Genomic DNA, 25,324 nt, shown 5'->3' on the forward strand with positions numbered 1-25,324 from the left:
ATATTTGTCACAGTTAAGACATGATTGGTCCATAGCGGGCCGCCCCATGAAGGCGACGCAGCCTTCCAACCAAAATCATGGGGTACGACTTTGTCCAACATCATCTTCAACCGGTCCGCGCTGATGCTGACCGCCGCGCTAGGCGCCCTGACCATGGCGCATGTCGCCCACGCACAGGAAGCCGCCAGCGCCGATCAGCTGGACGAAATCGTCGTCACCGCCGAACGCCGGTCGGAAAATCTGCAGAAGGTGCCGGTGTCGGTCGGCGTGGTGCAGGGCGATGCGCTGCGCAACCTGACCGCCGGTGGCGGGGACATCCTTGAACTCGCCGCGCGCGTGCCGGGTCTGTATGCCGAAACCACGACCGGCCGCATCTTCCCGCGTTTCTACATTCGCGGCCTTGGCAATATCGACTTCTACCTTGGCGCGTCGCAGCCGGTGTCGATCATTCAGGACGATGTCGTCCTTGAACATGTCGTGCTGAAATCGAACCCGGTGTTCGACGTCAATCAGGTGGAAGTGCTGCGCGGCCCGCAGGGGTCGCTGTTCGGCCGCAACACCACGGCAGGCATCATCAAGTTCGACACGATCCGTCCGTCGATGGAATGGGAAGGCCGGGCGCAGGCCAGCTATGGCAGCTATAACACCGTTACCTTCGACGGCGGCATCGGCGGCCCGATCGTGGCGGACAAGCTCGCCTTCCGCGTGTCGGCGCTCTATCAGCATCGCGACGACTGGGTCGACAATACATATACCGGCCCCAGCGCCGACGGCACCATGTCGCCCAAGAAGGACGCGATGGGCGGCTATAATGAAAAGGACGTGCGCGTTCAGCTGTTGATGACGCCGACCGAAAATGTGTCGATGCTGACCAGTTTCCACGCGCGCGATTATGACGGGACGTCGACCATCTTCCACCGCGGCGGCCTGATCAAGGGCAGCAACAGCGTGGCGGGCGAACCCCGTTCGAAGATCGCGCTGGACGAAGCGATGAACAATCCGCAGGCGTACAAGACCTATGGCGCGTCGGAAAATATCGCGATCGACATGGGGCCGGTGACGCTGACGTCGATCACCGCCTATGAAACCACCAGCGGTTACAGCCGTGGCGACACGGATGGCGGCGCGGGCGCCGACTATCCGGTGAACGGTGTCGCCAATGGGTTCGGCCAGAGCCAGGGCAATGTCCGCGATCTCGACCAGCTCAGCCAGGAAGTCCGTCTGGCCAGCAATGGCGATGGCGCCTTCAAATGGCAGGTTGGCGGCATGTATTTCGACAGCCGCGACACCACCGATTTCTATCAGCGCGCCTATTTCCTGACCGGCGCGGCGAACAACCCCAACAACTGGGTGCGGCTGCGCAACAAGAATGAAAGCTGGGGCCTGTTTGGTCAGGCAAGCTATGAAGTCGTGCCCGGTTTCACCATCACGGCCGGTGGCCGCTATACCAAGGACATGAAGGAAACCCGTCTGGTCCGCGCGACCGCCAATGCGGCGGGCGTTTCGACCTATGCCGGTCGTCGCTACGTCAAGCTGACGGGCAAGGAACCCAGCTGGGACGTCAGCGCCCTTTATGAAGTGACCCCGGAAGTCAGCCTCTATGCTCGCATCGCGCGCGGCTTCCGTGGCCCGACCATTCAGGGCCGTTCGGCCGTGTTCAACAGCGATTTCACCACGGCGGATTCGGAAACGATCATGTCGTACGAAGGCGGGATCAAGACGAACCTGCTGGGCAACCGCCTGCGGTTCAACCTGTCGGGCTTCGCCTGGAAGGTGAAGGACATTCAGCTGAACGGCAACGACGTCAACGGCAATGGCGTGTTGTTCAACGCCGATGCGGCCAAGGCCTATGGTCTGGAAGCGGAACTGCAAGCCCGCCCGTTCGAGAATTTCACGGTGTCGGCGGGTCTCAGCCTGCTGCACAGCGAAATCGACGACAGCAATGTCTATGCGCAGGTCTGCACGCTGAACGGTGTGGTGGTGTGCACCGTGCAGGATCCGACCGTGACGAACCCGCGCGGCGTCTTTGCCCAGATCGATGGCAATCCGTTGCCCAACGCGCCGAAATATACCGCCAACATCGCGGCCCGTTACGACGTGCCGCTGGGCAATGGCGGCAAGCTGTTCGCGTCGACCGACTGGAACATTCAGGGCTATACCAATTTCGTCCTGTACCGCACGAAGGAGTTCTATTCGAAGGGCGATTTCGAAGGCGGCCTGAAGATCGGCTACACGGCGCCGGACGGCAAATATGAAATCGCCGCATTCGCCCGCAACATCACGGGTGAGAAGAATATGAAGGGCGTGATCGAAAATTACATGGCGCCCGTGTTCAACGAACCGCGCATCATCGGCGTGTCGCTGAGCGGCAAGCTATGACCTTAACATAAAGGCGCGGCCCGTCATCCGGGTCGCGCCTTTATGACATTGGAATATCCTAATTTTCATTTCTCTGTCATGACCCGGCCTCCAGCGCGTCACATCCGTTGGGCAGCGGCGATCCATCCAATTTTCGGGGGTTCGCCACATGACATATCGCACCAGACTGCTTTCCATCCTGCTCGCCGGCGGCGTTGCCATGCCGGTTCATGCCCAGACGGGCGCGCCTGACGTCGACGTCGCGGGCAAGGGTGAGGAAATCATCGTCACCGCGCAAAAGATCGAACAGCGCGCGATGGATGTGCCGATCACCATTTCGGCGGTCAGCGGCAAGCGGATGGAAGAGATCGGCGTGTCCGACCTCGACGAACTATCCAACTATATCCCCGGCCTCAACATTCAGGAACAGAGCGCCAACAATCCCGGCATCGTCATTCGCGGCATCACGTCGGACAGCGGATCGGCGCAGCAGGCGCCCCGCGTCACCCTCTATTATAACGGCGTCGACATTTCCCGCTCGCGTGGTTCCTATCAGGACATCTACGACATGGAACGGATCGAGGTGATCAAGGGGCCGCAGGCGACCCTGTTCGGCACCGCGTCGGCCGTCGGCGCGATCAGCATGATTTCCGCCCGGCCAAAGCCCGGCTTTTCAGCCGAACTGACGGCGGGCTATGGCAATTACGATTCCAAACTGCTCAGCGGCTTCGTCAATGGCGGGTCGGACAAGGTCGCCGGGCGCATCGCCTTTGCGTGGAAGAAGCGCGACGGATATGTGAAGAACCTGTCCGCCACGCAGGACGATCTTTATGCCCGCGACCAGCTGGGCGTGCGCGGGTCGCTGCGCCTGACGCCGACCGAAAAATTCACCGCCGACCTCATCCTCACCTACGACCGTCAGCGCAATTCGGGCACGCCTTTCATCTCGAAAGCCCTGCCGACGTCGGAAGGGCCGGGCAATCCCTTCGGCTCGGCCAATCTCAGCGGTTCGCCGCTGGCCGCTTCGATACTGGGCAATGACGGGAAGCTGGGCCTCCACCGCGACGTCTATGACGCGAACCTGACCTTCTCGTGGGAGATCATGGACGACTGGACGCTGACGATGGTCAATGGCTATCGCAAATTCGACAGCAATGAAGTGTTCGACGCCGACGGTTCCGCCGCATGGTATCTGGAATTTGGTGAAGAAGCCGTCGGATGGCAGGCGAGCCATGAAACCCGCTTTTCCTATGCCGGTGACCATTTTCGCGGGTCGTTCGGCTGGAACATGTTCCGTGAAAAGAACCATCAGCGCGTTCCCTTCTCAAGCGAAGAAGGCACGTTCATCCAGTGTCTGACCGGGGCTATCCCCGGCCTTGGCTGCATCAATGCGGCGGGCGTGGTGACGGCGGCGCAGGCGACCGCGCTGATCACCGGCGGGGCGCTGACCCAGATCCCCTATGCCTCGGTCTTCGAAAATCAGGGCAAGAATGACAGCTATTCGATGTTCGCCGACGGCACCTGGATCGCCAGCCCGTCGCTGGAACTGACTGCGGGCATCCGCGCCCTCATCGAAAAGCGCCGGTCGGGCTATGTCACCGATGTGCAGGTGCCGCGCCTGCCGGCATTGCTGCCCGCTGCCCTGCGCGCGCAGCTGCTGGCGGCGCTGCCGTCGCTCGCCACCTCGCTGGTGCCGGGCCAGGTCAATACCGGCGGTCGCGTGCTGCGCGCCGAAGACAGCTTCATCGCCTTCCTGCCGCGCTTCAACATCCTCTATCGCTTCTCGCCGAACCTGAACGGCTTTGCCACCGTGTCGAAGGGCCGTCGTTCGCCCACCGTCAATCTGGATGCGGGCGCGGGCGGCACCGCGCGGATCAATCAGGTCGCCGAAGAAAATGTCTGGAACTATGAAGTCGGCCTGAAGGGCAATAGCGGCATCTTTTCCGGATCGCTGGGCGTCTATTATCAGAAATACGACAATTTCCAGGTGAGCGTTGTCGGCACCGACGGCGTCGCCCGCACCATGAGCGCGGGCACCGCCAGCAATCTGGGCGTCGAAGCGGAAGTGATGGTTCAGCCGACCAGCTGGCTCAACATCTTCGCCAATGGCGGCTATATCGACGGCGGCATCGACAACAAGGACGCCAATGGCCGCTTCGCAGGCGACCAGTTCCGTCTGCAACCCAAATTCCAGGCGGCGGCAGGCTTCACCATCGACGCGCCGCTGGGCAACGGCGCCCGCTTCTTTGCGACGCCCAGCATCACCTATCGCAGCAAGATCTATTTCGAAGTGCCCAATACCGAAGCGATCAGCCAGGGCGGCGTGCTGCTGGTCAACGCCCGCGCGGGCGTGAGCTTTGCGGAGGATCGCTACGAAATCTCCGCCTTCATGCGCAACGCCACCAACAAGAACTACCTGCTCGACGCAGGCAATACCGGCGGCGGCTTCGGCATCCCGACCTTCATTCCGGCAGAGCCGCGCTTTTATGGCGTGCAGCTGACCGGTCGTTTCTGAACCGCACAGCGAAGGAGACAGTCATGAGCGTCACCATAGACCGCCGCCTGCTGATCAAGGCCAGCATGCTGGGCCTTGGCGCCCTGTCCATTCCCGGCGCGGCCCAGATACTGGGCGGCCGGGGCTTTACCCATGGCGTGGCGAGCGGCGAACCGGGCCTCAACTCCGTGCTGCTATGGACCCGTTATGTCGGGTCGGGTGACAGCAAGCTGCGCGCCGAAGTCGCCACCGACGCCGCCTTTACGAAGGTCGTGTCGGGCGGCGAAGTCACCGCCCGCGCGGATGCGGACCACACCGCGAAGATCACCGTTACCGGCCTTCAGCCCGGCGCATGGTATTTCTACCGCTTCATCGCGCCCGACGGCCGGGTCAGCCGCCCTGGCCGCACACGCACATTGCCGCAGGGCGACGTATCGCGCTTTGGCATCGGCCTCTTCTCCTGCTCCAACATGCCCTTCGGCTGGTTCAACGCCTATGGCCATGCCGCCGCGCGCAACGACATCGATCTCGTCATCCATTGCGGCGATTATCTCTACGAATATGATCGCGGCCATTACCCGACCCTTGAAGAAACCGTGCCCGGCCGCGTCATCGAACCGGCGAACGAGATGGTGACGCTGGCCGATTATCGGCTGCGCTATGCCTCCTATCGCCTCGACCCCGATCTTCAGGCGCTGCACGCGGCCTTCCCGATGATTGCCCAGTGGGACGATCATGAACTGGTCAACGACGCCTATATCGACGGCGCGGAAAATCATTCGCCCGACAGGGAAGGCGCATGGTCGGTGCGCAAAAGCATAGCGCAGCGCGTCTATCGCGAATGGATGCCGGTGTCGGACGCGGCCTATGACAGTTTTCAGATCGGCACGCTGGCCACCATCTTCCGTCCCGAAACCCGCATCACCGCCCGCAACAAGCAGCTGAACGTCGGCGAAGCCGTCGCCGGTCGCGGCGATCTGGCCAAGGCGCTGACCGATTTCCGCGATGGCGCATGGAGCGACAAGGATCGCACCCTGATGGGCGCGGATCAGGAAAAATGGCTCTATGACGGTTTCGCCCAGTCGAAGAAGTCCGGCACGGCGTGGCAGATCCTCGCGCAGCAGGTGATCATGGGCTATGGCCGTTTCCCGCTGAACGCTGCGCAATGGGTGCCGTCCAATGCGCCCGAAATGGTGCGGAAAACGCTGGCCGGGGCGGTCGCTGCGTCGCAGGCGGGGCTGCCCTATAATATGGACAGCTGGGACGGTTATCCCGCTGCGCGCAATCGGCTGTACGACGCGGCGCTCGCGGCGGACGCCGACCTTGTCGTGCTGTCGGGCGACAGCCACAATGCATGGGGCTATAATCTGGGCGAACGCGGCCCGGGGCAGGGCGGCGTCAAGGACCGGGTGGGCGTCGAGTTCGCCGGGCACAGCGTCACATCGCCGGGCTTTGAAGCCTATGCCAAGGGCGTGCCGCCCGCCGACCTCGCCAAAGCGCTGCGCGACGTCAATCCGGGCATGGCCTTTTGCGACACCAGCCAGCGCGGCTATGTCTCGCTGGACGTCACGCCGCAGCAGGTGGCGGGCACATGGCATTTCATGCGGGACATCCGCACCCGCACGACCGCGTTGTCGGGATCGCATCGCATGACGGTGCAGCGCCGCGCGAAGCTGTTGCAGGACGCCTGACCCATTCAGCCGCCGCATCCCGACATGAAAGGGATGCGGCGGTTGTCCCTTCATATAATTACTGAGCTAACTAATCAAAAACCGTCCTATCGTTTGAACTGTGTCACTCGTTGTCTCACCTCCCCCTGTTGACCTTTGCGCGCCGCCATCGGAAGGGGCGCATCGCTGATGAATGGGAGACATTTCGACCGTGCTGTTATCGACCCGCATCGCGGCGGCGCTGCTGACCGGCCTGTCGTCGCTCGCTGCCATGGCCCATGCCGCGACCTATTATGTCAACGCCGTCACCGGCAATGATCGCGCCAGCGGAACGGCGGAAGCGCAGTCGTGGAAATCGCTCGCCCGGCTGAAGGATGCGCCGCTTCAGCCCGGCGACCGGATATTGCTGGCGGCGGGATCGGTATGGAAGGAACCATTGACCATCAGCCGGTCGGGCAAGGCGGACGCACCGATCACCGTCGCGGTGACCGGCATCGGCCCGCGACCGCGGATCGATGCGGGCGGGGTGTCGCCCCATGGCGTGGCGATCATCAACGCCGAATATGTCAGCATCAGCGGTCTGGAAGTCACCAACGACGCGCCGGTCGCCGCGCAGCGTTTCGGCGTACTGATTTCAGCGCAGGATCGCGGCGTGACGCGCGGCATTCGCGTGACCGACATGTATATCCACGATGTGCGCGGCATCAACGATCGCAAGGATAATGGCGGCATCGTCTTTCAGGCGGTCGGCAAGCGGCTTGCTACCCGCTTTCATGACCTGCGCATCGAACGCAATATCGTGTGGCGGGTCGACCGGTCGGGCATTGCGGGGATCAGTGACCGGGTGACCGCGCTCAACTGGTTTCCTAGCGACGAAGTGATCATCCGCGACAATTATCTGGAGGATGTCGGCGGGGACGGCATCGTGCCGCGTGGCACCGACGGGGCGCTGATCGAGCATAATATCGTGCGTTATGCGGGCAGCCGCGCGCCCGGCTATAATGCGAGCATCTGGCAATGGAGCACCGACAACAGCCTGATCCAGCTGAATGAGGCCGCCTATACCCGGACCCGTTATGACGGGCAGGGGTTCGATTCCGATTTCAATTCGCGCCGCACGACCATCGTCTATAATTACAGCCACGACAATGCGGGCGGGTTCCTGCTGATCTGTTCGCCGCGCCATAATGAAACCGAAAATCTGGGCAATCGCGGTACGGCGGCGCGCTTCAACGTCAGCCGCAATGACGGTACGCGGATATTCCAGCTGTCGGGCAATGTGTCCGACGCCGAAGTGGAGCGCAACGTCATCCATGTGGGCAAGGCGCTGGACGTCCAGATGGTGGTCGCCACCCAATGGGACGGCTGGGCGCGCGACGTGCGCTTCAACGACAATATCTTCAAGGTGGCGGGAACGGCCCGATATGGCAGCGAAGTCGGGCGCAACGGTCCCGATTATCTGATCCAGCCGGGCTTTGCGCAGGTCCAGTCGCTCCGTTTTCGCGGCAACAGCTATTTCGGCCGCCATATCGACCCGCCACAGGATGCGGCGGGGCAGGTCATGCGGCCCTATGTCGAACAGCGCGCCGACTGGCAGGTGCCGACCTTCGATCCGTCGCGCGCGGACGGCTTTACCGATTTCATCATCCGCCACCGGGTATGGATGATGACGATGCTGGAACGCGAATTGCAGGCGAAGGTGGCGCTCAAGAAACCAAAGCGGGTTTCGATCTTCGATACCCGACGCTGACAGGCATCATGGCGCTTCGCCCCGGCGGATCAGGTGCCGGACGATGCGCGTGGGGGCCAGATGATCCGACAGGCTTTGCAGCGCGGCATCCGGATCGTGGCGCGCGCCGCACAGGAATATGTCGATCGCGGCATAGCCATGTTCGGGCCATGTATGGATCGACATGTGCGATTCCGCCAGCAGGGCTACGCCGGTCACGCCATGGCCTTCGCCGAAATGATGCAGGTGCAGTCCGATGATCGTCGCGCCCGCCCTGTCCGCCGCGTCGCGCAGGGCGCGCTCGATCAGCGCCGCGTCGCCCAGCAGCGGACAGCCGTAAAGATCGGCCAGCAGATGGCGACCGTCATAGGTTATGGGCGGGGTCATAACAGAGTCTCGAAATCATGGCCGATGCTGGACAGCGCGGCTTCGGCCGCTGCCATCCCCTGATAATGGGCTTCCTCGAACAGCGACAGGCCGCTCATGTCGGAATGAGCGCGGAAGAAGGGCGGGCGCACCGCCGCGCGCTGTCGCGCCGCAACGTCCCAGATGAAGCCCGGCGTCGGGCGGATCATCGCATGCCCCCATTTCCACAGGTCGATGGATCGGATCGCGCCGTCCAGATCGGGGTTCATGGTCAGCATGTCGTCGCGCACGATGCGCCGCCAGTCCGCGTCCGATCGTTCGATCAGCAGGCGTCGGGCGGATGCGGGCGGCATGTCGGACAGCGCCATATACCATGTCAGCACGCTTGGCCCTTCGCGTGACGCGCTTTGATGGGTGGCGACGACATAGCCCAGCGACGCGCTGGTCGCCGAAACATTGTCCCACGCCAATGCGCTGCCCTTGCCGCCCGGCACGCGATCGACCGTGACGTTGGCGATCAGCCAGGGGGCATAGCTGTGATCCGTACCGACGCTTTGCCCCAGCAGGCGACCCGCGATGAAGTGGGGCATGGCCATGATGACGGCATCGGCGCGATAGCGGATGCTGTGCCCTTTCGCCGTGTCGAAAATGTCGACGGTCGCGCCATCGCCATCCTGCCGCGCGCGATAGGCAACCTGCCCCGTGGCGATGCGCCCGCGCAGCCGTTCCGCCATCAGCGTCGTCAGCCGCCCGTTGCCCTGCGGCCATGTCAGTTCATTGTCGCCCGCGCCATCGGCGGCAAAGCCCCTGCGGCTGGCGAAATAATGGATGCCCGCCCATGCGGATACGTCGCCCGGTTCCGTCCCATAATCGTCGCGGCAGGCATAGCGGACATGTGCGCGCAGCACCGGCGATGTCCAGCCCCGCTGGTCCAGCCATTGCGCGAAATCGATCCGGTCAAGCGCCAGCAGGTCGGCGTCGCGCGCGCTATAGGCGATCGGAATGGCGAAGGCGGGGCGCCCCTGCGCATCGCGGCGGTGGGAAAAATCGGCCATGGCCCGGTCGAACGCGGCCAGATCCGCCTTGTCCTTCGCCGACAGGCCGGTCTTGGGCACCAGCCCTTCCTGCCATTTGCCCTGCCATAACAGCCGTTCGGCCAGGTCGGCGCACAGTTGCAGCGGATCATAGACCGGCCTGCCGTCGCGATCCCCCACGATCATGCCCAGTTGCCGCAACATATGGCGCAACCCGCGCGCCTCTTCATTGGGGACAGGCAGATAATGGGCGCCCAGCGGATAGGCGGACACGGCGTTGCGGCCGCTGCGCGCATTGCCGCCGGTTTCGCCTTCCATTTCGATCAGGCGGAAATCGTCATGCCCCGCTTCGCGCAGCCGCCATGCGGCGGACAGGCCCGCAACGCCGCCGCCCGCGATCAGGATGGGCACATATTCTTCCCGCACCGGTTCGGGGAAAGATCCGTCGCGCAGCCGATGACCCAGCGCCATGTCCGCCCCGCCGCTGCCGCCCGATGGCGCGGTTTCGCATCCCGGCAAGGCCAGCATGCCCGCCGCCGCCATCCCGCCCTTGATCAGGCTGCGCCGGTCAGCCCTCATAGCGCGCCCATTCCTCGGCAAAGCTGCGCACCAGCGCCTGATTGTCCAGCCGGTTCACCGGTACGGGGCGCCGCGCCATGTCGGGCGGGAAATATTGCGCCTGCCGCGCGGTGGCGTCCGACAGGAAACGGTTGTCGGGCAACAGTCGCGCGGCGTTGCCCGGATCGCGGACGCCCGCCAGAATGAAGCCCCATTCGCCAAAGCTGGGCACATAGACATGATAGGGCCGGGTGGCGAAGCCCGCCGCCTCCAGCGTCTGCGCCACGGTCCAGAAAGCGGCCGGGGCGACCAGCGGCGACGTGCTCTGGATCACCGCCATGCCGCCGGGCGCCAGATGCGGGCGCAGCATGCGATAGAAGCTTTCGGTATAGAGTTTGCCCACCGAAAAATCGACCGGATCGGGGAAATCGACTATGATGACGTCGAACTGCGCCCTGTTTTCGCGCACCCAGCGGAATGCGTCGGCATTGACGATATGCATGCGCGGGTCGGTCAGCGCGCCGTGGTTCAGCGATTTCAGCAATCCGGTCTGGCTGAACAATCCGGTCATCGACGGGTCGAGATCGACCAGCGTCACGCTGCGTACCTGGCGATGGCGGAACACTTCGCGCGCGGCCAGACCGTCGCCGCCGCCCAGGATCAGGATATTCGCCGGGTGGGCCACCCGCCCCATGGCCGGATGGACCAGCGCTTCATGGTATCGATATTCGTCGCGCGACGAAAATTGCAGATTGCCGTTCAGGTACAGGCGGACGTCGTCGTCATGCCGGGTCAGCACCAGCCGCTGATAGGGGCTGGACGTCGCATAGATGACCCGTTCGCCATAGGCGGCGATTTCCGACCAGCGCTGGATATGATCGGCCATCACGAAGCCCGCGATCAGGCTGGCCATCACCGCGATCGCCAGAAACCTCTCCCGCATCAGCTTCGCCCGCGCGGGAACCAGCAGCAAAAGCAGCAGCGCGACGCCGACATTGAGCAGCCCGAACATCAGTCCCGTGCGAATGAGGCCCAGATGCGGCACCAGTAACAGCGGGAACAGCAGCGACGCCGCCAGCGCGCCGACATAATCGAACGTCAGCACATTCGATACCGTTTCGCTGAAATCGAACCGGTCGCGCAGGATGCGCATCAGCAACGGGATTTCGAGGCCGACGAGAAAGCCGATGACGAACACCAGCAGGTACAGGATCGGACGGAACTGTTCGACCAGCGGGAACAGCATGAACAGCCCCGCCGCCGACCACCCGCCCAGCAGCGCGACCAGTATCTCCACCCGGATGAACAGCCGCAATTCGTCACGCTTCACATAGCGCGAACACCAGCTGCCCACGCCCATCGCGAACAGATAGGTGCCGATGACGGTCGAAAATTGCGTGACGCTGTCGCCCAGCAGGTAACTGGCGATGGTCCCGGCCAGCAGTTCGTAGATAAGGCCACAGGTCGCGACCGCAAAGACGCTGGCCAGCAGCAACCCGACCAGCGCGGCGCGCCTGCGCTCGGCGGGAAACGGGGGCGTATCAGCCATGAATGGCGGCGGCGACGATGATCCCCAGCGCGATGGCGATGGCGCCCGCAAACTGCGCGACGGCCACATTCTGCTTGTCGCGGATTTCCTGCCACAGGCTGCCCGGCGTCAGCAGGTCCAGAATGACGAAGCCGACGACGAAGACGACGATGCCGACCCCGGCATAGACCAGCGAATTGACCAGCGTGGGAAGCGAGATGAGCATGAGCGTCTCCTTATTTATGGGTGGGACCGGCGGCGCGATAGGCGCCCGCGACACGCGCACCGTCGGCAAATGGGGAATAGCCCTGCGATGCGGCGGCGAGATACAGGCCGATCACGCCCAGGCACCAGAGCGCATAGAGAAAACTGCTGCGGCTCATGGCGTTTCCATGCCTTTCAGCCAGTCGTCGGCATCGGCGGCGGCATCATCCTTTTGCACCAGCCGCGCATTTTCGAACATGATGTGTAGGATCAGCATCAACAGCGGCGGCACAAGGATCAATATGGCCGCCATCCAGAAATTCGATGCGAACTGCGCGCCGCGCGCTACGGTCAGGTTCAGTTCGACCGGTTGCCGGTCGCTGCTGGCCGACTGATCCCAGCTCCAGCTGCTCGTGCCGCTGCCGCCGCCCCAGTGATGCGCCTGTGCATCGATGACCAGATCATAGGTGCCCGCGGGCAGGCTGGCGACTTTCAGCGTCTGCGACCGCGATCCTTCCGACCAGTAGCCGTCCGAATCCCGGCCCGAATAGCGTTCGTTGAGCGCATAGGCGTCATAGCTGTCCTGCGTGCTGCGATCGACGAAGGAGACATCGACGTCGACCCAGCCCTGTTCGACGCCGGGTGTCGTCACCTCCACCGTCATCGCCTGTCGCGCCATGGGCAGGACGATCGGCCCGAAGGTCTGCGATATGGCGGGGCCGTCGGGCGTCACCGTCATGGCAAAGCCCTGCGGCTGCATCGTCCGCCCGAAAATCACCAGCATCGCCAGCAATGCGATGAAGGACAAGATCGCCACCGGCCCCCATCCCTTGAGCCGCCGGGCAAAGGGCGATGGCTGATGCGCCAGCGGCGTAATGCCCGGCAACCACATGGGCGGCGACGCCACGGCAAAGGCGGCGCATATCTCCTGTCCGCTCAACAATTCGCCGACGGTCCAGTTCTTTTCCCGATCGTCATGTTCCAGGCTGAGCATGTGGCCGGGGCGGACATAATCGCTGGTCCGCACTTCCTCACCGATCTTCACCCGCCAGTAAAATTCGCCCGCAACCCGTGTGACCCGCGCCACATTGCCATGGTAGAATCGGCTGAACAGCCGCCCGTCCACGATCATGTCGCTGCCGCGCCGTTGCGGCACGGCGGTCAGCATCCGGCCAAAGCTCCATTGCCCGTTCTGCGCGATCAGCCAGCGATAGCCCGCATAGGGATTGAACAGCAGAAATTCTTCCCAGTCGGCCCAGCCGTCGGTCCGCTGCATCCATCCGATCGCTTCCCATTCCACGCCCCGCAGCGTGCCGCGCGTGCCCAACGGAATGGCGAGCGTCGCCTGCATGTCATGGTAGCGGGTGATGATGCGCGCATCGGGATGCGCCGCGTCGATCAGCGTGCCGCAATATTCGCAGGCGAGCGTGACGGTATAGCCCGCCGCGCGCATGGCGATGGTGCCGCCACAGGCCGGGCAGGCGATCGTGCGGACGCTGCCGTCGTCAGGCGACATGGGCAGGCAGGCTCCAGCCGGATATGGCGCGCAGGTGGCGCGGCTGCATGGCGGCCAGCGTCACATGATGGCCGACATAGAGCGACGGGCCGTGCCGGTCCTTCTGAAAGGATGCGCAGCGGCCGTCCGCGTTGCGGAAATCGACGCTCAGCGCTTCCCACCCGGCGGGCGCGGTAAAGGGCAGTTCGCCTTCGCATCCGATGCAGGTGACGGTGCGGATGTCCGCCACTTCATATTCCTGCCCGGCGATGCTGCCCCGCTGGCCCGGCACGGCCGTGCCATCCTCCATCAGTCGGCGGATCATCTGCGCCAGCGAACCTTTCAGTTCCACTTCGCGCAGCGCCATGAACTGCCCCATCGCTTCGCCCAGCCACCCATGGCTGCCATCGTCCAGCAACATCAGCCATTCGTTCCAGGCGCCATCCTCCCATGCCCAGCGCACACGGCCGATGATGGTGAAACCCTGATCGAAACAATGGCCCTGCGTCCCGATCTGAATGGGGCTGACGTCGAAGGGCAGCACCGCGGCCTCCCCCATGGCCTGCGCGCTCTGGCTGTAACGGACCACGAGCGTGCGGCAATAATCGCACACCCGGACGGGCAGGGCAGGCGAACGGAAGGCGACTTCCGCGCCGCAGGTGGGACAGGCGACGGACTGCATGAACCGGCCTTAACGGATGCGGCCCAGCAGTTCCGCCTTCTTCGCATCGAATTCCGCCTGCGTCAGCGCGCCCATTTCCAGCAGCTTGTGCAATCGTTCGATCAGGGCAAAGGGGTCTTCGGCAGGCGCAGATGGCGCGCCCGTACCGCTGCCCGTACCACCGCCCAGCGCGCCCGACATCGCCTGCCCGATGGCAAGGCCCGCCGCCGCGCCCGCGCCGATCCCGGCAACGCCGCCCGACTGCGCCGCTGCCGTCTCGATCGCTTCGGCCGCCTGAAATTTCGCATAACGGTCAAGGTCGCCCAGCACGCGCATGGAACTCGCCTTGTCCAGATGCTTCTGCACTTCTTCGGGCAGCGACAGGCTTTCGACGAAAAAGCTTTCGACCGACAGCCCCCATTGCGCGAAGGCCGGGGCCACCGCCGCCTTCAGCGCGTCGGACAGCGCGCTCTGGCTGGCGGCAAGGTCAAGGAAGGCGGTGCCGCCCCCTGCAACGCCGGTCGCCAGCGCGGTCTGGATCGCGGTGCGCAGTTGCGGTTCGACATCGCTCACCTTCACTTCACCCAGTGTCCCCATGATGCGGGAAGCGAAGGGGGCGACATCCTTTATCCGGAAGCTGTAGCTGCCAAATGCGCGCACGCGCAGCGGCCCGAGTTCAGGGTCGCGCAACGTCACCGGCTGCGCCGTGCCCCATTTGAGGCCAATCTGCTCTTTTTCGGAGAAGAACAGGACGTCCGACTTGAAGGGCGATTTGAACCCCTTGTCCCAGTTCATGATCGCGGTCAGCAGCGGCAGGGTAGACGTGTCGAGCGTGTAGAGGCCGGGGCCGAACATGTCGGCGATGCGCCCTTCGTTGAAGAAGGCGGCGACCTGTCCTTCGCGCACGGTCAGCTGCGCGCCATTCTGGATTTCCCGATCGGCCAGCGGCACGCGCCAGCCCAACTGCCCCGATTCCTCGACCCAATCGATGACGTCGACAAACTGTTTCGAAAGAAAGTCCAATATGCCCATGTCACTCCCCTGTGCTGCTCCACCATTCTAGGATGGCGGGGCAGGGGGACAAGCGAAATCGAAACGGCAATATAATCAAATTGGACCGCATGTTGAAACCACGTTGCAAATAGAGGTCTATCGATTATCCATATCTCCAGTCCGGCCAATGAGCCATTGATGGGGAGGATCTATGCGTCGCGCGTTTCTGGGGGCTGTGGCTCTCGCCTGCATGATGTCGGGCGGCGTTGTTCAGTCGGCACCACGCGAGACGACGCAGCTGCCGGACGGCTGGCGCTTCTTTCAGGGTGATCCGGAAGGCGCGGAAACCGCCGGACTGGACGATAGCGGCTGGAAAAGCGTGTCGGTGCCCCATGACTGGGCGATTGCCGGGCCGTTCGATCCAAATGCGAAGGGAGCGGGGGAAAATGCTTTCCTGCCCAGCGGCGTGGGCTGGTATCGCCGCGCGCTGAACGTCAGGCCGCAACCGGGGCGGCGCTATTTCCTCGAATTTGACGGCATCATGGAACGCAGCGGCGTGTGGGTGAACGGCCACCATGTCGGCTATCGCCCGATGGGCTATGTCGGGTTGCGGTACGACATCACGCCGCATCTGAATGCCGATGGCCGCAACGTCATCGCGGTGCGGGCGGATACGTCGGCTGCGCCATCGTCGCGCTGGTATACCGGATCGGGCATATATCGCCATGTCCGCCTGATCGAAACCGGCGACGTCCATATCCCGCAGGGCGGTGCCTATGTGCGTGTCGCGAAGCTGGAGGGGGACCACGCGACCATCGCCGTCGCCACCGATGTGCATAATATGTCCGCCATGTCAGCCGATGTGAGGGTCGAAACGGTCGTGACCGGTCCCGATGGAAGCGCAGTCGCGCGCTTCACGACGCCGGTCGTGCAGGTTGCGGCCGGTCGCACGGTCATCGTCCCGGCCGAACTGGCGATCGACAGGGCGCGCCGCTGGGACATCATCGATCCGGCGCTGTACCGCGCCACCATTCGCGTGCTGGCGGCCGATGGCAGCACGCTCGACAATCAGGATGTGCCCTTTGGCGTGCGCGACGCGCGGTTCGATCCCGCGACCGGCTTCTGGCTCAACGGGCGCAATTTCAAGCTGAAGGGCGTGGCGCTGCATCATGATGGCGGGGCGGTGGGCGCGGCGGTGCCGCTGGCGGTGTGGCGCCAGCGACTGACCACGCTGAAGGCGCAGGGTGTCAACGCCATCCGCACCGCGCATAACGTGCCCAGCCCGGAATTTCTGGATCTGGCGGACGAACTGGGCCTGATCGTCATGGACGAGCTGTTCGACCAGTGGAACGTCGCCAAGACGCCGGAGGATTATCACCTCTTCTTTGGCGACTGGCACAAGCGCGACGCGCTGGACATGGTGCGGCGCGACCGCAACCATCCCAGCATCGTCCTGTGGAGCGCGGGCAATGAAATCCACGACACCGCCTATCCGGTGCAGGCGAAGGCGGCGCTGCGCAGCATCCTGGACATCGTCCATGCCGCCGATCCGTCCCGCCCGGTGACGATGGCGCTGTTCCGTCCCAATGTGACCAAGGATTATGACAATGGACTGGCCGACATGCTGGACGTGGTCGGCCAGAATTATCGCGAAAATGAACTGATCGCGGCCAGCAGGCAAAATCCCAGACGCAGCATTGTCGGCACGGAAAATGCGCATAACCGCACCAACTGGGTGCCGGTGCGCGACTATGCGCCATTTTCCGGCATGTTCCTGTGGACCGGTATCGATTATCTGGGCGAAGCGAACCGGTCGGGCTGGCCCAATATCCAGAACCCGGCCGGGCTGCTGGACCGGACCGGGCGGCAGAAGATTGCGGGCATGGAACGCGAAAGCTGGTGGTCGGACCGGCCGGTCGTCCATGTCGTGCGCAATGCCGATCCTTCGGCGGCGGGACCGTCGACCGATGGCGCGGGCGGTCCCAATCAGCCGGTGTTGCCCACCATGATCGCGGTCGCCACGCCCAAGCCCAAGGTCGCCCTGTTCGACGACTGGACGCCGCAGGATCAGGGGCCGCATGACGAAACGATAGAGGTTTACAGCAATTGCCAGCGGGTCGAGGCGTTTCTGAACGGCCGGTCGCTGGGCATATTGCCGATCAACGCGGATGCTTCGCCCCGGCGCTGGGCGGTTCGCTATGCGCCGGGGGAGGTGCGGGCGGCCTGCCGCGATGCGGGCACCGCCGCCGTGTCCGACACGCTACGCACGGCGGGCGCCCCGACCCGCATCCTGTTGCAGGCGGACCAGCCGTCGGTCGGGTCCGATTTCGATGCCGCCACCTATATCCGCGCCCGCGTGGTGGATGCCAAGGGGGTGACGGTGCCGTCCGCCACCAACCGGCTGCATTTCGCGGTGTCGGGAACGGGCGTCCTGATCGCCACCGACAATGGATCGTCGGTCGATCACATGCCTTTCCCCTCGCCGGATCGCGATGCGCTGAGCGGTTATGCCGTGGCGCTGGTGCGGGGGGCGGGGCAGGGCGGCCTGACCGTCACCGCCACCGCCGATGGTCTGAAGCCCGGTTCCGTCCGGCTGAAGGCGACCGACTGAACAAGTCCTGGCGCTGGGCCTTGGCGCTTTGCCATGGCGGGGCTATCGTCGCGCCATGGATATAGATGACCATGCCCTGATCCTGCACGGCTATTGGCGATCGGGCACCAGCTTTCGCACGCGCATTGCCCTCAATGCCAAGGGGGTGGCGTATCGGCAGGTCGGCCATGACCTGCGCATCGGGCAGCAGCGCGGGGCCGATTATCGGGCGATCAATCCGCAGGGGCTGGTCCCCGCGCTGGAGGTGGACGGCCATGTCCTGACCCAGTCCGGCGCGATCATCGAATGGCTGGACGAACGCTATCCCGATCCGCCATTGCTGCCGCAGGGCATGATCGATCGTGCGACCGTGCGTGCCATGGCGATGGTGGTGGCGTGCGATATTCACCCGATCAACAATCTGCGCGTGCTGGATCGCCTGCGCGATGATCTGAACGCGACGAAGGATGTCGTCAAAGGCTGGATCGCGCACTGGATCGGCGAAGGGTTCGCAACGCTGGAAACGATGATCGCCCGGCATGGCGGCCGATATTGTTTCGGCGACAGGCTGACCGTGGCGGATTGTCACATCGTGCCGCAATATTATGCGGCGGAACGGTTCGCGGTCGACCTGTCGCCCTATCCACGGCTTTGCGAAACGGTGCTGCGCGTGCGGCAGGAACCCGCCGTCGCCGCCGCCCATCCGGATCGCCAGCCCGATGCCGACTGAACCGGTGCAGCCCGTCATGCCGCAGCGCGACCGCCGCCGCGAGATATTGGAAATCGCTGCGCACCTGTTCGCGCGCAAGGGCTATCGCGGCACGTCGATGCGCGATATTGGCGAAGAGGCGGGCGTGCTGGGCGGTTCGCTCTATCACCATATCCGATCGAAGGACGCGCTGTTCGTCGAGCTGCATGATGCGGCGCTCGACGCGGCGGAACGGCGCATCGCCGATGCCGTCGCGGCGCAGGCCGAACCCTGGGCGCGGCTGGAAAGCGCGTGCGAGACGCTGCTCGACATCCAGCTCGATCCCCGGTCGCTGACGCTGCCGATGATGAACGATTTTCGCGAGGTGCCCGACCCGGTACGCCGGAAACTGATCGAACGGCGCGACCGGTTCGAAACGCTGTTCCGCGATCTGGTCGCCGCCCTGCCGCTGCCCGCCGAAATCGACCGGTCCATCTATCGCAACCTGTTGCTGTCGCAACTGAACAGCGCGGCGGACTGGTATCGGCCCGGCCGCATGACGCCGGGCGACATCGCGCGTCAGATCGTCATGATCTTTCGCCATTCATAACCGACGGGATATTATTTCCCCTCCAGCATTTCGATCATCAGGGAAAAGTCGCGCGCGGCTTCACCCTGATTGACGAGCAGCTGATAGAGCGCCGCTGCCGCATTCCCCATCGGCACGGCGGCGTTGACGGCGGCGGCGGCTTCGGTGGCGAGTTTCAGATCCTTCAGCATCAGCCCGACGGCAAAGCCGCCCTGATAGCCATTGTCCGACGGCGATTGGGGACCGACGCCGGGGACGGGGCAATAGCTGGTCATCGACCAGCTCTGACCCGACGACACGCTGGAAATATCATAGAAGGTCTGGGGATCGAGGCCCAGTTTCTTCGCCATGGCGAAGGCTTCGCAGGTGGCGACCATGGTCGCGCCCAGCAGCATGTTGTTGCAGATCTTGGCCGCCTGCCCATTGCCCGGTCCACCGGCATGGATCACCGCTTTTCCCATGGCGGACAGGATCGGTTTCGCCCGGTCGAAGGCCGCATCGGTGCCGCCCACCATGAAGGTCAGCGTCCCGCCATTGGCCGCCGCGATGCCGCCGGACACGGGCGCATCGACCATGTCGAACCCCCTGGCCGTCGCGGCGTCGATCACCCGGCGGGCGGTGCCGACGTCGATGGTGGAACAGTCGAGGAAGAGCGCGCCGGGCTTTGCCGCGCCGAACACATCGCCGCCATAGACGCCCTCCACATGCTTGCCCGCGGGCAGCATGGTGACGATGGCGTCGGCCCCGGCGACTGCCTGCGCGGCGCTGTCGGCGGGGATCGCGCCATGCGCCTGCGCCCGTGCCAGGGCATCGTCCGACAGGTCGAAAGCGTGCACGGCATGGCCGTTCTTCAACAGGTTGGCAGCCATGCCGCCACCCATATTGCCAAGGCCGATAAAGGCGATCGTCTGCGTCATCGGGGCATCCTCTCTTTTCTGGCTCTCTTGCTCGCGGGTGGCTTAACTTCGCATATTTCCCGCTTATTCTGACATTATGTTGTCGTGCTGCGATCCTATCGAAAAGTCGTGAGCGCCGGGGTGGCGCCAGACTGATGGCACGAGGTTAATGGCCCGCGCCGCTGTAGGACAGGATCAGCCCACGCCCGCCAGCTGGGGCAGGGGCGTCCATGCCCGGTCGGGCGGCAGCGGGGTGAAAATGGCGTCGATGGTCGCATCGCTGACTTCCTCCAGCGTGGCGGGGGTCCAGCGCGGCGCGTGATCCTTGTCGACGATGACGGCGCGCACCCCCTCCACGAAATCGGGACGGCGGATGATGGCGCAGGCCAGGCCATATTCCATCGCCATATTGGCGGCGAAATCGGGCTGGGCCGCGCCTTCCCGCAACTGGCGCAGGGCGACCTTGATCGTCTGGGGCGATTTGGTGGCCAGCGTCGCCAGCTGCCGTTCCGCCCATGCGCCGCCATCGGCGCGGAGCGCGGCGACGATGTCTTCCGCCCGGTCCGATGCGAACAGGCGGTCGATGTCGGCGCGCGCAGCCTCCAGCGCGGACGTTGGCGGGGCTTCGCCATTTTCATGGAGGATTTCGCCCAGCCCCAGCGGGTCGGCCATGATCCGCGCCTTCACCGCATCCAGCCGGTCGGACGGCATATAATGGGTGGCGATGCCGACGGCCATGCAATCCGCCCCGTCGATCCGCGTTCCCGTTGCGGCCAGCCAGGCGCCGACCCGTCCGGGCAGGCGGGGCAAAAACCACCCCCCGCCCACATCGGGGAACAAGCCTATACCGGTTTCGGGCATGGCAAAGACCGTGCGCTCGGTGGCGACGCGAAAAGCGGCGGGCAGCGACAGGCCGACGCCCCCGCCCATGACGATGCCGTCGATGAAGGCGACGATGGGCTTGGGATAGACGAACAGCAGATGGTTCATCCGATATTCGATGCGAAAGAAATTTTCGGCGTCGCTATGGTCGGCCTTTGCGCTGTTGGCGATCATGGCGATGTCGCCCCCCGCGCAAAAGCCGCGCGACAATTTGGGGTCGCCATCGGGCGCGGGCAGATGGTCGATCATCACCGCCAGCACGCCGTCGTCCTGCGCCCAGTCGAGCAGCGCCGTGCTGATCGCCTGACACATGTCCATCGTCAGCGCATGGATCGCGCGCGGCCGGTTGAGCCGGATGCGGCCGACGCCATTTTCGATGAAGGTCAAAAGCTGATTGGTCATCATGATCCCATATTGTCGGCGCGGTGCTTGACAGCATGCTCCGTCCATACCGGATCGGATCACGCCCCATCTTCCTTTTGTTTCCGCATTTTTCGAGGCAGCAGATGATGCCATCTGCTTCGAAAAATGCTTTAATCCCGCAACATGTCGCGGGCGACGATCATGCGCATCACCTGATTGGTGCCCTCCAATATCGAATGGACGCGCAGGTCGCGCCAGAACCGTTCGATCGGATAGTCCATCAGATAGCCATAGCCGCCATGCAACTGCAACGCGCGGTCGGCCACGGACGATCCGGTGTCGGTGGCCAGCCGTTTCGCCATGGCGGCAAAGCGCGTCTTGTCCGGCGCATTGTCCGTCACCTTGACAGCGGCGGCGTAGAGCAGGGTGCGGGCGGCCTCCAGTTCGGTGACCATGTCGGCCAGCATGAACTGCGTATTCTGGAAATCCGCGATGGCTGCGCCGAATTGCCTGCGATCCTTCGTGTAGGCGATGCTTTCATCGATGCAGCGCTGCGCCCCGCCCAGCGAGCAGGCGCCGATGTTGAGGCGCCCGCCGTCCAGCCCCATCATCGCGATGCGGAACCCTTCGCCTTCCTGCCCCACCAGATTTTCGGCCGGTACGCGCACGGCGTCGAAATTGACCTGCGCGGTGGGCTGGCTGTGCCAGCCGAGCTTACGTTCCTGCGCGCCGAAGCTGACGCCGGGCATGTCCTTTTCGATGACGAGGCAGCTGATGCCCTTTGGTCCGTCCTCCCCGGTGCGGACCATGACGACGTAGACGTCATTCTCTCCGCCGCCCGATATGAACTGTTTCGCGCCGGTTACGACATAATGATCGCCATCGCGGACCGCTTTCGTCCTGAGCGCGGCGGCATCCGATCCTGCGCCGGTTTCGGTCAGGCAGTAACTGGCCATGCGTGTCATGGGGACCAGATCGGACAGATATTTGTCTTTCACCGCCTGACTGCCGAAGCGGTCGATCATCCATGCGCCCATATTGTGGATCGATATGAAGGCGCTGGTCGATGGGCAGCCATGGGCCATGGCCTCCATGATCAACGCGGCTTCCAGCCGGCCAAGGCCGATGCCGCCCGATTCCTCCGACACGTAAATGCCGCCAAAGCCCAGTGCCGCCGCCGCGCGGATCGCGTCGCGCGGGAAGATATGCCGTTCATCCCATTCCGCCGCATGGGGGGTAATGGCGTCGGCCGTAAAGCGGCGGGCCATATCTTGAATGGCGCGCTGATCGTCGGTCAGATCGAACTGGGTCATGCTCTATATCCCTGTGATGCGCGGGCGGCACCTTCATGCGTCATGGCTCTACGCCATGGCGCATGAAGGTGCCAGCTGGGGGCGTTTACCGTTGGAAACGCGCGCATCCTCTATCCTCTCCATATTGGCCAACGATGGTAAGCGATCAGCGTTATTGCAGGCAATATATGATTGCTGCATCATTGGACTGCAAAATTGCAGTCGGTCGGGGTGCGGATGTTCGATTGGGACGACCTTAGAATATTCTTGGCGGTGGCGCGCGGGCGCAAGATCGCACCGGCCGCCCGCATGCTGGGCGTCGACGCCACCACCATCGTGCGCCGCCTTGCCCGGCTGGAAAAGGCGCTGGGCGCCGAGCTGTTCGAAATCGGCGCGGGGGACCGGATATTGACGGCGCGCGGGCTGGACCTGCTCCAGCATGCGGAGGCGGTCGAAAGCGCCGCCCTGTCCGCCGTCGAACGGGTCGGCGGCATGGAACAGAAGCGCGCGGGACATGTACGGCTGTCGGTGGCCGAAGGGTTCGGGACATGGGTGCTGGCGCCGGGCATGGGCGATTTCAACCGGCAGCATCCCGACATCCGGCTGGACCTGATCACCGCATCGGGCTTCCTCAACCCGTCCAAGCGGGAAGCGGATATGGCGGTGATGCTGACCCGGCCGCAACGCGGGCGGCTGGCGGTGCGGCGGCTGGGCGATTACCGGCTTCGCCTCTATGCGTCGCCAGCCTATCTGGACCGGGTCGGTTGTCCGGAAACGACGGCGGACCTGCGCGACTGCACGCTGGTGGGTTATGTGCCTGAATTCATCTTCACCCCCGAACTGGATTATCTGGACGAGGTGGAGGCCGGGCTGGCCGCGAACCTGCGATCGACCAGCATCATCCTGCAACATCGGATGATCGCCGATGGGGCGGGAATAGGCGTGCTGCCCGACTTCATCGCGCGGCACGACCCCGGCCTGATCCCGCTGATGGCGCATGACGTGGAAATCATCCGCAGCCTCTGGCTGGTCATGCATGACGATATGCGGCGGCTGGCACGGATCGAGGCGGTGGCGGCCTGGCTTCAGGATCGGGTCGCCCTATTGCGCGCGGCATGAAGACAGCAGATTTTGACTGTAACAGATGTTTGGTATATGAATCCGGCAACGACATTTCAGGAGCGGACCGATGCAAGCCTACAGCCCCCCGATCGACGATTATCGTTTCCTGCTGAACGATGTTCTGGGGTTCGATGCCGCCATGGCCGAACTGGGGCAGGCGGTTGACGCCGACCTGGCCGCCACGGTGCTGGAGGAAGCGGGGCGGCTATGCGCGGATCGGCTGCACCCCATCAACCGCGAAGGCGACGAACAGGGCAGCCGCCTGATCGACGGCGCGGTAAAGACGCCCGACGGCTTTGCCCAGGCATGGCGCGACTTTGCCGAAGCGGGCTGGGCATCGCTGTCGGCCGATCCTGCGCATGGCGGGCAGGGTCTGCCCTTCATCCTGCAATTGTGGTTCGATGAAATGATGGCGGCGGCGAACCTGTCCTTCGGCCTGTTCCCCGGCCTGACGCGCGGCGCATGTGAAGCGATCGCCGCCCATGCCGACGATGCGCTGAAATCGATCTGGCTGCCGCCCATGGTCAGCGGCGAATGGACCGGCGCGATGGCGCTGACCGAAAGCGGCGCGGGCACCGACCTTGCCCTGCTCAAGACCAAGGCCGTCCCGCAGGATGGTGGGTACGCCATCACCGGGACCAAGATTTTCATTTCGTCGGGCGACCATGATTTTGGCGGCAATATCGTCCACCTCGTCCTTGCCCGCCTGCCCGATGCGCCGCCGGGGGTGAAGGGGATCAGCCTGTTTCTGGTGCCCAAATATCTGCCCGACGATGCAGGGGGCTTTACCGTGCGCAATGCCATGTCGGTGGGCGCGCTGGAAAAGAAGATGGGCATTCATGCCCAGCCGACCTGCGTCATGAATTATGACGGGGCGACCGGGTGGCTGGTGGGGCAGCCGCATCGCGGCCTGGCTGCCATGTTCACGATGATGAACGCCGAACGGCTGATGGTGGGCATGCAGGGGCTGGGCATTGCGGGCGCCGCCTATCAGCAGGCCGCCGTCTATGCCCGCGACCGGTTGCAGGGGCGCAGCGCCGACGGCGCGCGCGGCCCCGTGTCGATCATCGAACATGCCGATGTCCGCCGCATGCTGCTTGGCATACGCGCCTTCGTGGAATCGGGGCGCGCGCTGGCCGGCTGGACCGCGCTTCAGTTCGAACGCTCGCGCAGGCATGAAGACGCGGCGGAACGGGCGAAGGCCGACGCCTTCGTCGCGTTGCTGACCCCGGTGATCAAGGCGGCCTATACCGACATGGGGTTCGAAGGCGCGGTGCAGGCGCAGCAGGTGTTCGGCGGCCATGGCTATATTCGCGAATGGGGCATGGACCAATATGTCCGCGACGCCCGCATCGCCCAGATATACGAAGGCACCAATGGCGTGCAGGCGATGGACCTTGTCGGGCGCAAGCTGCCGCTGGGCGGCGGCGCCGTGGTGGAGGATTATTTTGCCCTGATCGCGGCGGATCTGGATGCGGCGCAATCGTCCGGCCACGCCATCGTCGCGGCCACCCGCGACGCGCTGGCCCTGTTGCGCGATACCACGGCGGCGCTGAAAGGCGCGGACATCGATGCGGCCGGGGCGGCGGCGGTCGATTATCTGCGCCTGTTCGCGCTGGTGTCGATGGGCTGGATGTGGGCGCGCATGGCGACCGCCGCGTCGGGCGACACGGTGCCGCATCTGTCCAAGCGGGCAGTGGCCGATTTCTTCGCCGCGCGGATATTGCCGCAGGCAAAGGGGCTGGCCGCCAGCATCGCGTCCGGGCCGGACAGCATCATGGCCCTGCCGGCCGACGATTTCTGACCATCTTC

General features: G+C 64.2%; 20 protein-coding genes. 9 read left to right on the forward strand and 11 right to left on the reverse strand.

Translation table 11 applies throughout. The features are described from left to right. The first annotated feature begins 123 nt into the window (after positions 1-123). The 4 genes from ACOJSJ_RS07320 (at position 124) to ACOJSJ_RS07335 (ending at position 8,272) form a co-directional block, all read left to right on the forward strand. On the forward strand, positions 124-2,379 hold the full coding sequence (locus ACOJSJ_RS07320; RefSeq protein WP_420144372.1) for a TonB-dependent receptor: 2,256 nt from the start codon (positions 124-126) through the stop codon (positions 2,377-2,379). 148 nt (positions 2,380-2,527) lie between these two features. Then, positions 2,528-4,873 carry a TonB-dependent receptor gene (locus ACOJSJ_RS07325; protein ID WP_420144328.1) on the forward strand — a complete coding sequence of 782 codons (2,346 nt, stop codon included), beginning with the start codon at positions 2,528-2,530 and terminating at the stop codon, positions 4,871-4,873. A 23-nt stretch (positions 4,874-4,896) separates the two neighbouring features. After that, the gene (locus tag ACOJSJ_RS07330; protein WP_420144329.1) at positions 4,897-6,543 is read left to right on the forward strand and encodes an alkaline phosphatase D family protein; all 1,647 of its coding nucleotides are present in this window, start codon (positions 4,897-4,899) and stop codon (positions 6,541-6,543) included. Positions 6,544-6,715: 172 nt separating this feature from the next. Next, entirely contained in the window at positions 6,716-8,272 is a 1,557-nt protein-coding gene (locus ACOJSJ_RS07335) for a right-handed parallel beta-helix repeat-containing protein (protein WP_420144330.1), read from the forward strand. A gap of 6 nt (positions 8,273-8,278) precedes the next feature. On the opposite strand, the gene speD is transcribed toward ACOJSJ_RS07335, so the two are convergent. Genes speD through ACOJSJ_RS07375 form a run of 8 tightly spaced genes read right to left on the reverse strand, consistent with a single transcriptional unit; the run spans position 8,279 to position 15,129 of the window. Further along, complete coding sequence (speD, locus tag ACOJSJ_RS07340; protein ID WP_420144331.1) at positions 8,279-8,638, reverse strand: adenosylmethionine decarboxylase; 360 nt, start codon at positions 8,636-8,638, stop codon at positions 8,279-8,281. Continuing rightward, positions 8,635-10,230, reverse strand: coding sequence for a flavin monoamine oxidase family protein (locus ACOJSJ_RS07345; RefSeq protein ID WP_420144332.1), 1,596 nt, complete (start codon positions 10,228-10,230; stop codon positions 8,635-8,637). Before ACOJSJ_RS07345 ends, speD begins: the two co-directional genes overlap by 4 nt. Further along, positions 10,220-11,758 carry a polyamine aminopropyltransferase gene (locus ACOJSJ_RS07350; RefSeq protein WP_420144333.1) on the reverse strand — a complete coding sequence of 513 codons (1,539 nt, stop codon included), beginning with the start codon at positions 11,756-11,758 and terminating at the stop codon, positions 10,220-10,222. Before ACOJSJ_RS07350 ends, ACOJSJ_RS07345 begins: the two co-directional genes overlap by 11 nt. Further along, on the reverse strand, positions 11,751-11,963 hold the full coding sequence (locus tag ACOJSJ_RS07355; RefSeq protein WP_420144334.1) for a DUF350 domain-containing protein: 213 nt from the start codon (positions 11,961-11,963) through the stop codon (positions 11,751-11,753). The genes ACOJSJ_RS07350 and ACOJSJ_RS07355 overlap by 8 nt, the downstream gene beginning before the upstream one ends. Positions 11,964-11,973: 10 nt before the next feature. Further along, on the reverse strand, positions 11,974-12,120 hold the full coding sequence (locus ACOJSJ_RS07360) for a hypothetical protein (RefSeq protein ID WP_420144335.1): 147 nt from the start codon (positions 12,118-12,120) through the stop codon (positions 11,974-11,976). After that, on the reverse strand, positions 12,117-13,457 hold the full coding sequence (locus ACOJSJ_RS07365; protein ID WP_420144336.1) for a DUF4178 domain-containing protein: 1,341 nt from the start codon (positions 13,455-13,457) through the stop codon (positions 12,117-12,119). The genes ACOJSJ_RS07360 and ACOJSJ_RS07365 overlap by 4 nt, the downstream gene beginning before the upstream one ends. Beyond that, on the reverse strand, positions 13,447-14,118 hold the full coding sequence (locus ACOJSJ_RS07370; RefSeq protein ID WP_420144337.1) for a DUF4178 domain-containing protein: 672 nt from the start codon (positions 14,116-14,118) through the stop codon (positions 13,447-13,449). The genes ACOJSJ_RS07365 and ACOJSJ_RS07370 overlap by 11 nt, the downstream gene beginning before the upstream one ends. Before the next feature lie 9 nt (positions 14,119-14,127). Beyond that, complete coding sequence (locus tag ACOJSJ_RS07375) at positions 14,128-15,129, reverse strand: SPFH domain-containing protein (RefSeq protein ID WP_420144338.1); 1,002 nt, start codon at positions 15,127-15,129, stop codon at positions 14,128-14,130. 172 nt (positions 15,130-15,301) lie between these two features. On the opposite strand from ACOJSJ_RS07375, the gene ACOJSJ_RS07380 reads away from it, so the two are divergent. The 3 genes from ACOJSJ_RS07380 to ACOJSJ_RS07390 are packed head-to-tail and all read left to right on the forward strand — an operon-like array spanning position 15,302 to position 18,978. After that, positions 15,302-17,701 (forward strand): glycoside hydrolase family 2 TIM barrel-domain containing protein, encoded by a 2,400-nt coding sequence (locus ACOJSJ_RS07380; RefSeq protein ID WP_420144339.1) that lies wholly within the window; start codon positions 15,302-15,304, stop codon positions 17,699-17,701. Between the two features lie 55 nt (positions 17,702-17,756). Then, on the forward strand, positions 17,757-18,410 hold the full coding sequence (gene maiA, locus ACOJSJ_RS07385; protein WP_420144340.1) for a maleylacetoacetate isomerase: 654 nt from the start codon (positions 17,757-17,759) through the stop codon (positions 18,408-18,410). Next, complete coding sequence (locus tag ACOJSJ_RS07390) at positions 18,400-18,978, forward strand: TetR/AcrR family transcriptional regulator (RefSeq protein WP_420144341.1); 579 nt, start codon at positions 18,400-18,402, stop codon at positions 18,976-18,978. The genes maiA and ACOJSJ_RS07390 overlap by 11 nt, the downstream gene beginning before the upstream one ends. An 11-nt stretch (positions 18,979-18,989) precedes the next feature. Here the strand turns inward: ACOJSJ_RS07390 and mmsB are convergent, their stop codons facing one another. The 3 genes from mmsB to ACOJSJ_RS07405 form a co-directional block, all read right to left on the reverse strand. After that, complete coding sequence (mmsB, locus tag ACOJSJ_RS07395; RefSeq protein ID WP_420144342.1) at positions 18,990-19,874, reverse strand: 3-hydroxyisobutyrate dehydrogenase; 885 nt, start codon at positions 19,872-19,874, stop codon at positions 18,990-18,992. Positions 19,875-20,048: 174 nt separating this feature from the next. Beyond that, positions 20,049-21,137, reverse strand: coding sequence for an enoyl-CoA hydratase/isomerase family protein (locus tag ACOJSJ_RS07400; RefSeq protein WP_420144343.1), 1,089 nt, complete (start codon positions 21,135-21,137; stop codon positions 20,049-20,051). 131 nt (positions 21,138-21,268) lie between these two features. After that, positions 21,269-22,411, reverse strand: coding sequence for an acyl-CoA dehydrogenase family protein (locus ACOJSJ_RS07405; protein WP_420144344.1), 1,143 nt, complete (start codon positions 22,409-22,411; stop codon positions 21,269-21,271). Between the two features lie 216 nt (positions 22,412-22,627). Between ACOJSJ_RS07405 and ACOJSJ_RS07410 the strand changes: the two genes are divergently transcribed. Next, positions 22,628-23,509, forward strand: coding sequence for a LysR family transcriptional regulator (locus tag ACOJSJ_RS07410; protein ID WP_420144373.1), 882 nt, complete (start codon positions 22,628-22,630; stop codon positions 23,507-23,509). Positions 23,510-23,579: 70 nt separating this feature from the next. After that, complete coding sequence (locus tag ACOJSJ_RS07415; protein WP_420144345.1) at positions 23,580-25,316, forward strand: acyl-CoA dehydrogenase; 1,737 nt, start codon at positions 23,580-23,582, stop codon at positions 25,314-25,316. The last annotated feature ends 8 nt before the right edge of the window (positions 25,317-25,324 follow it).

Origin of the sequence: Sphingobium sp. (assembly GCF_048594625.1) — a bacterium.
Classification (GTDB): domain Bacteria; phylum Pseudomonadota; class Alphaproteobacteria; order Sphingomonadales; family Sphingomonadaceae; genus Sphingobium.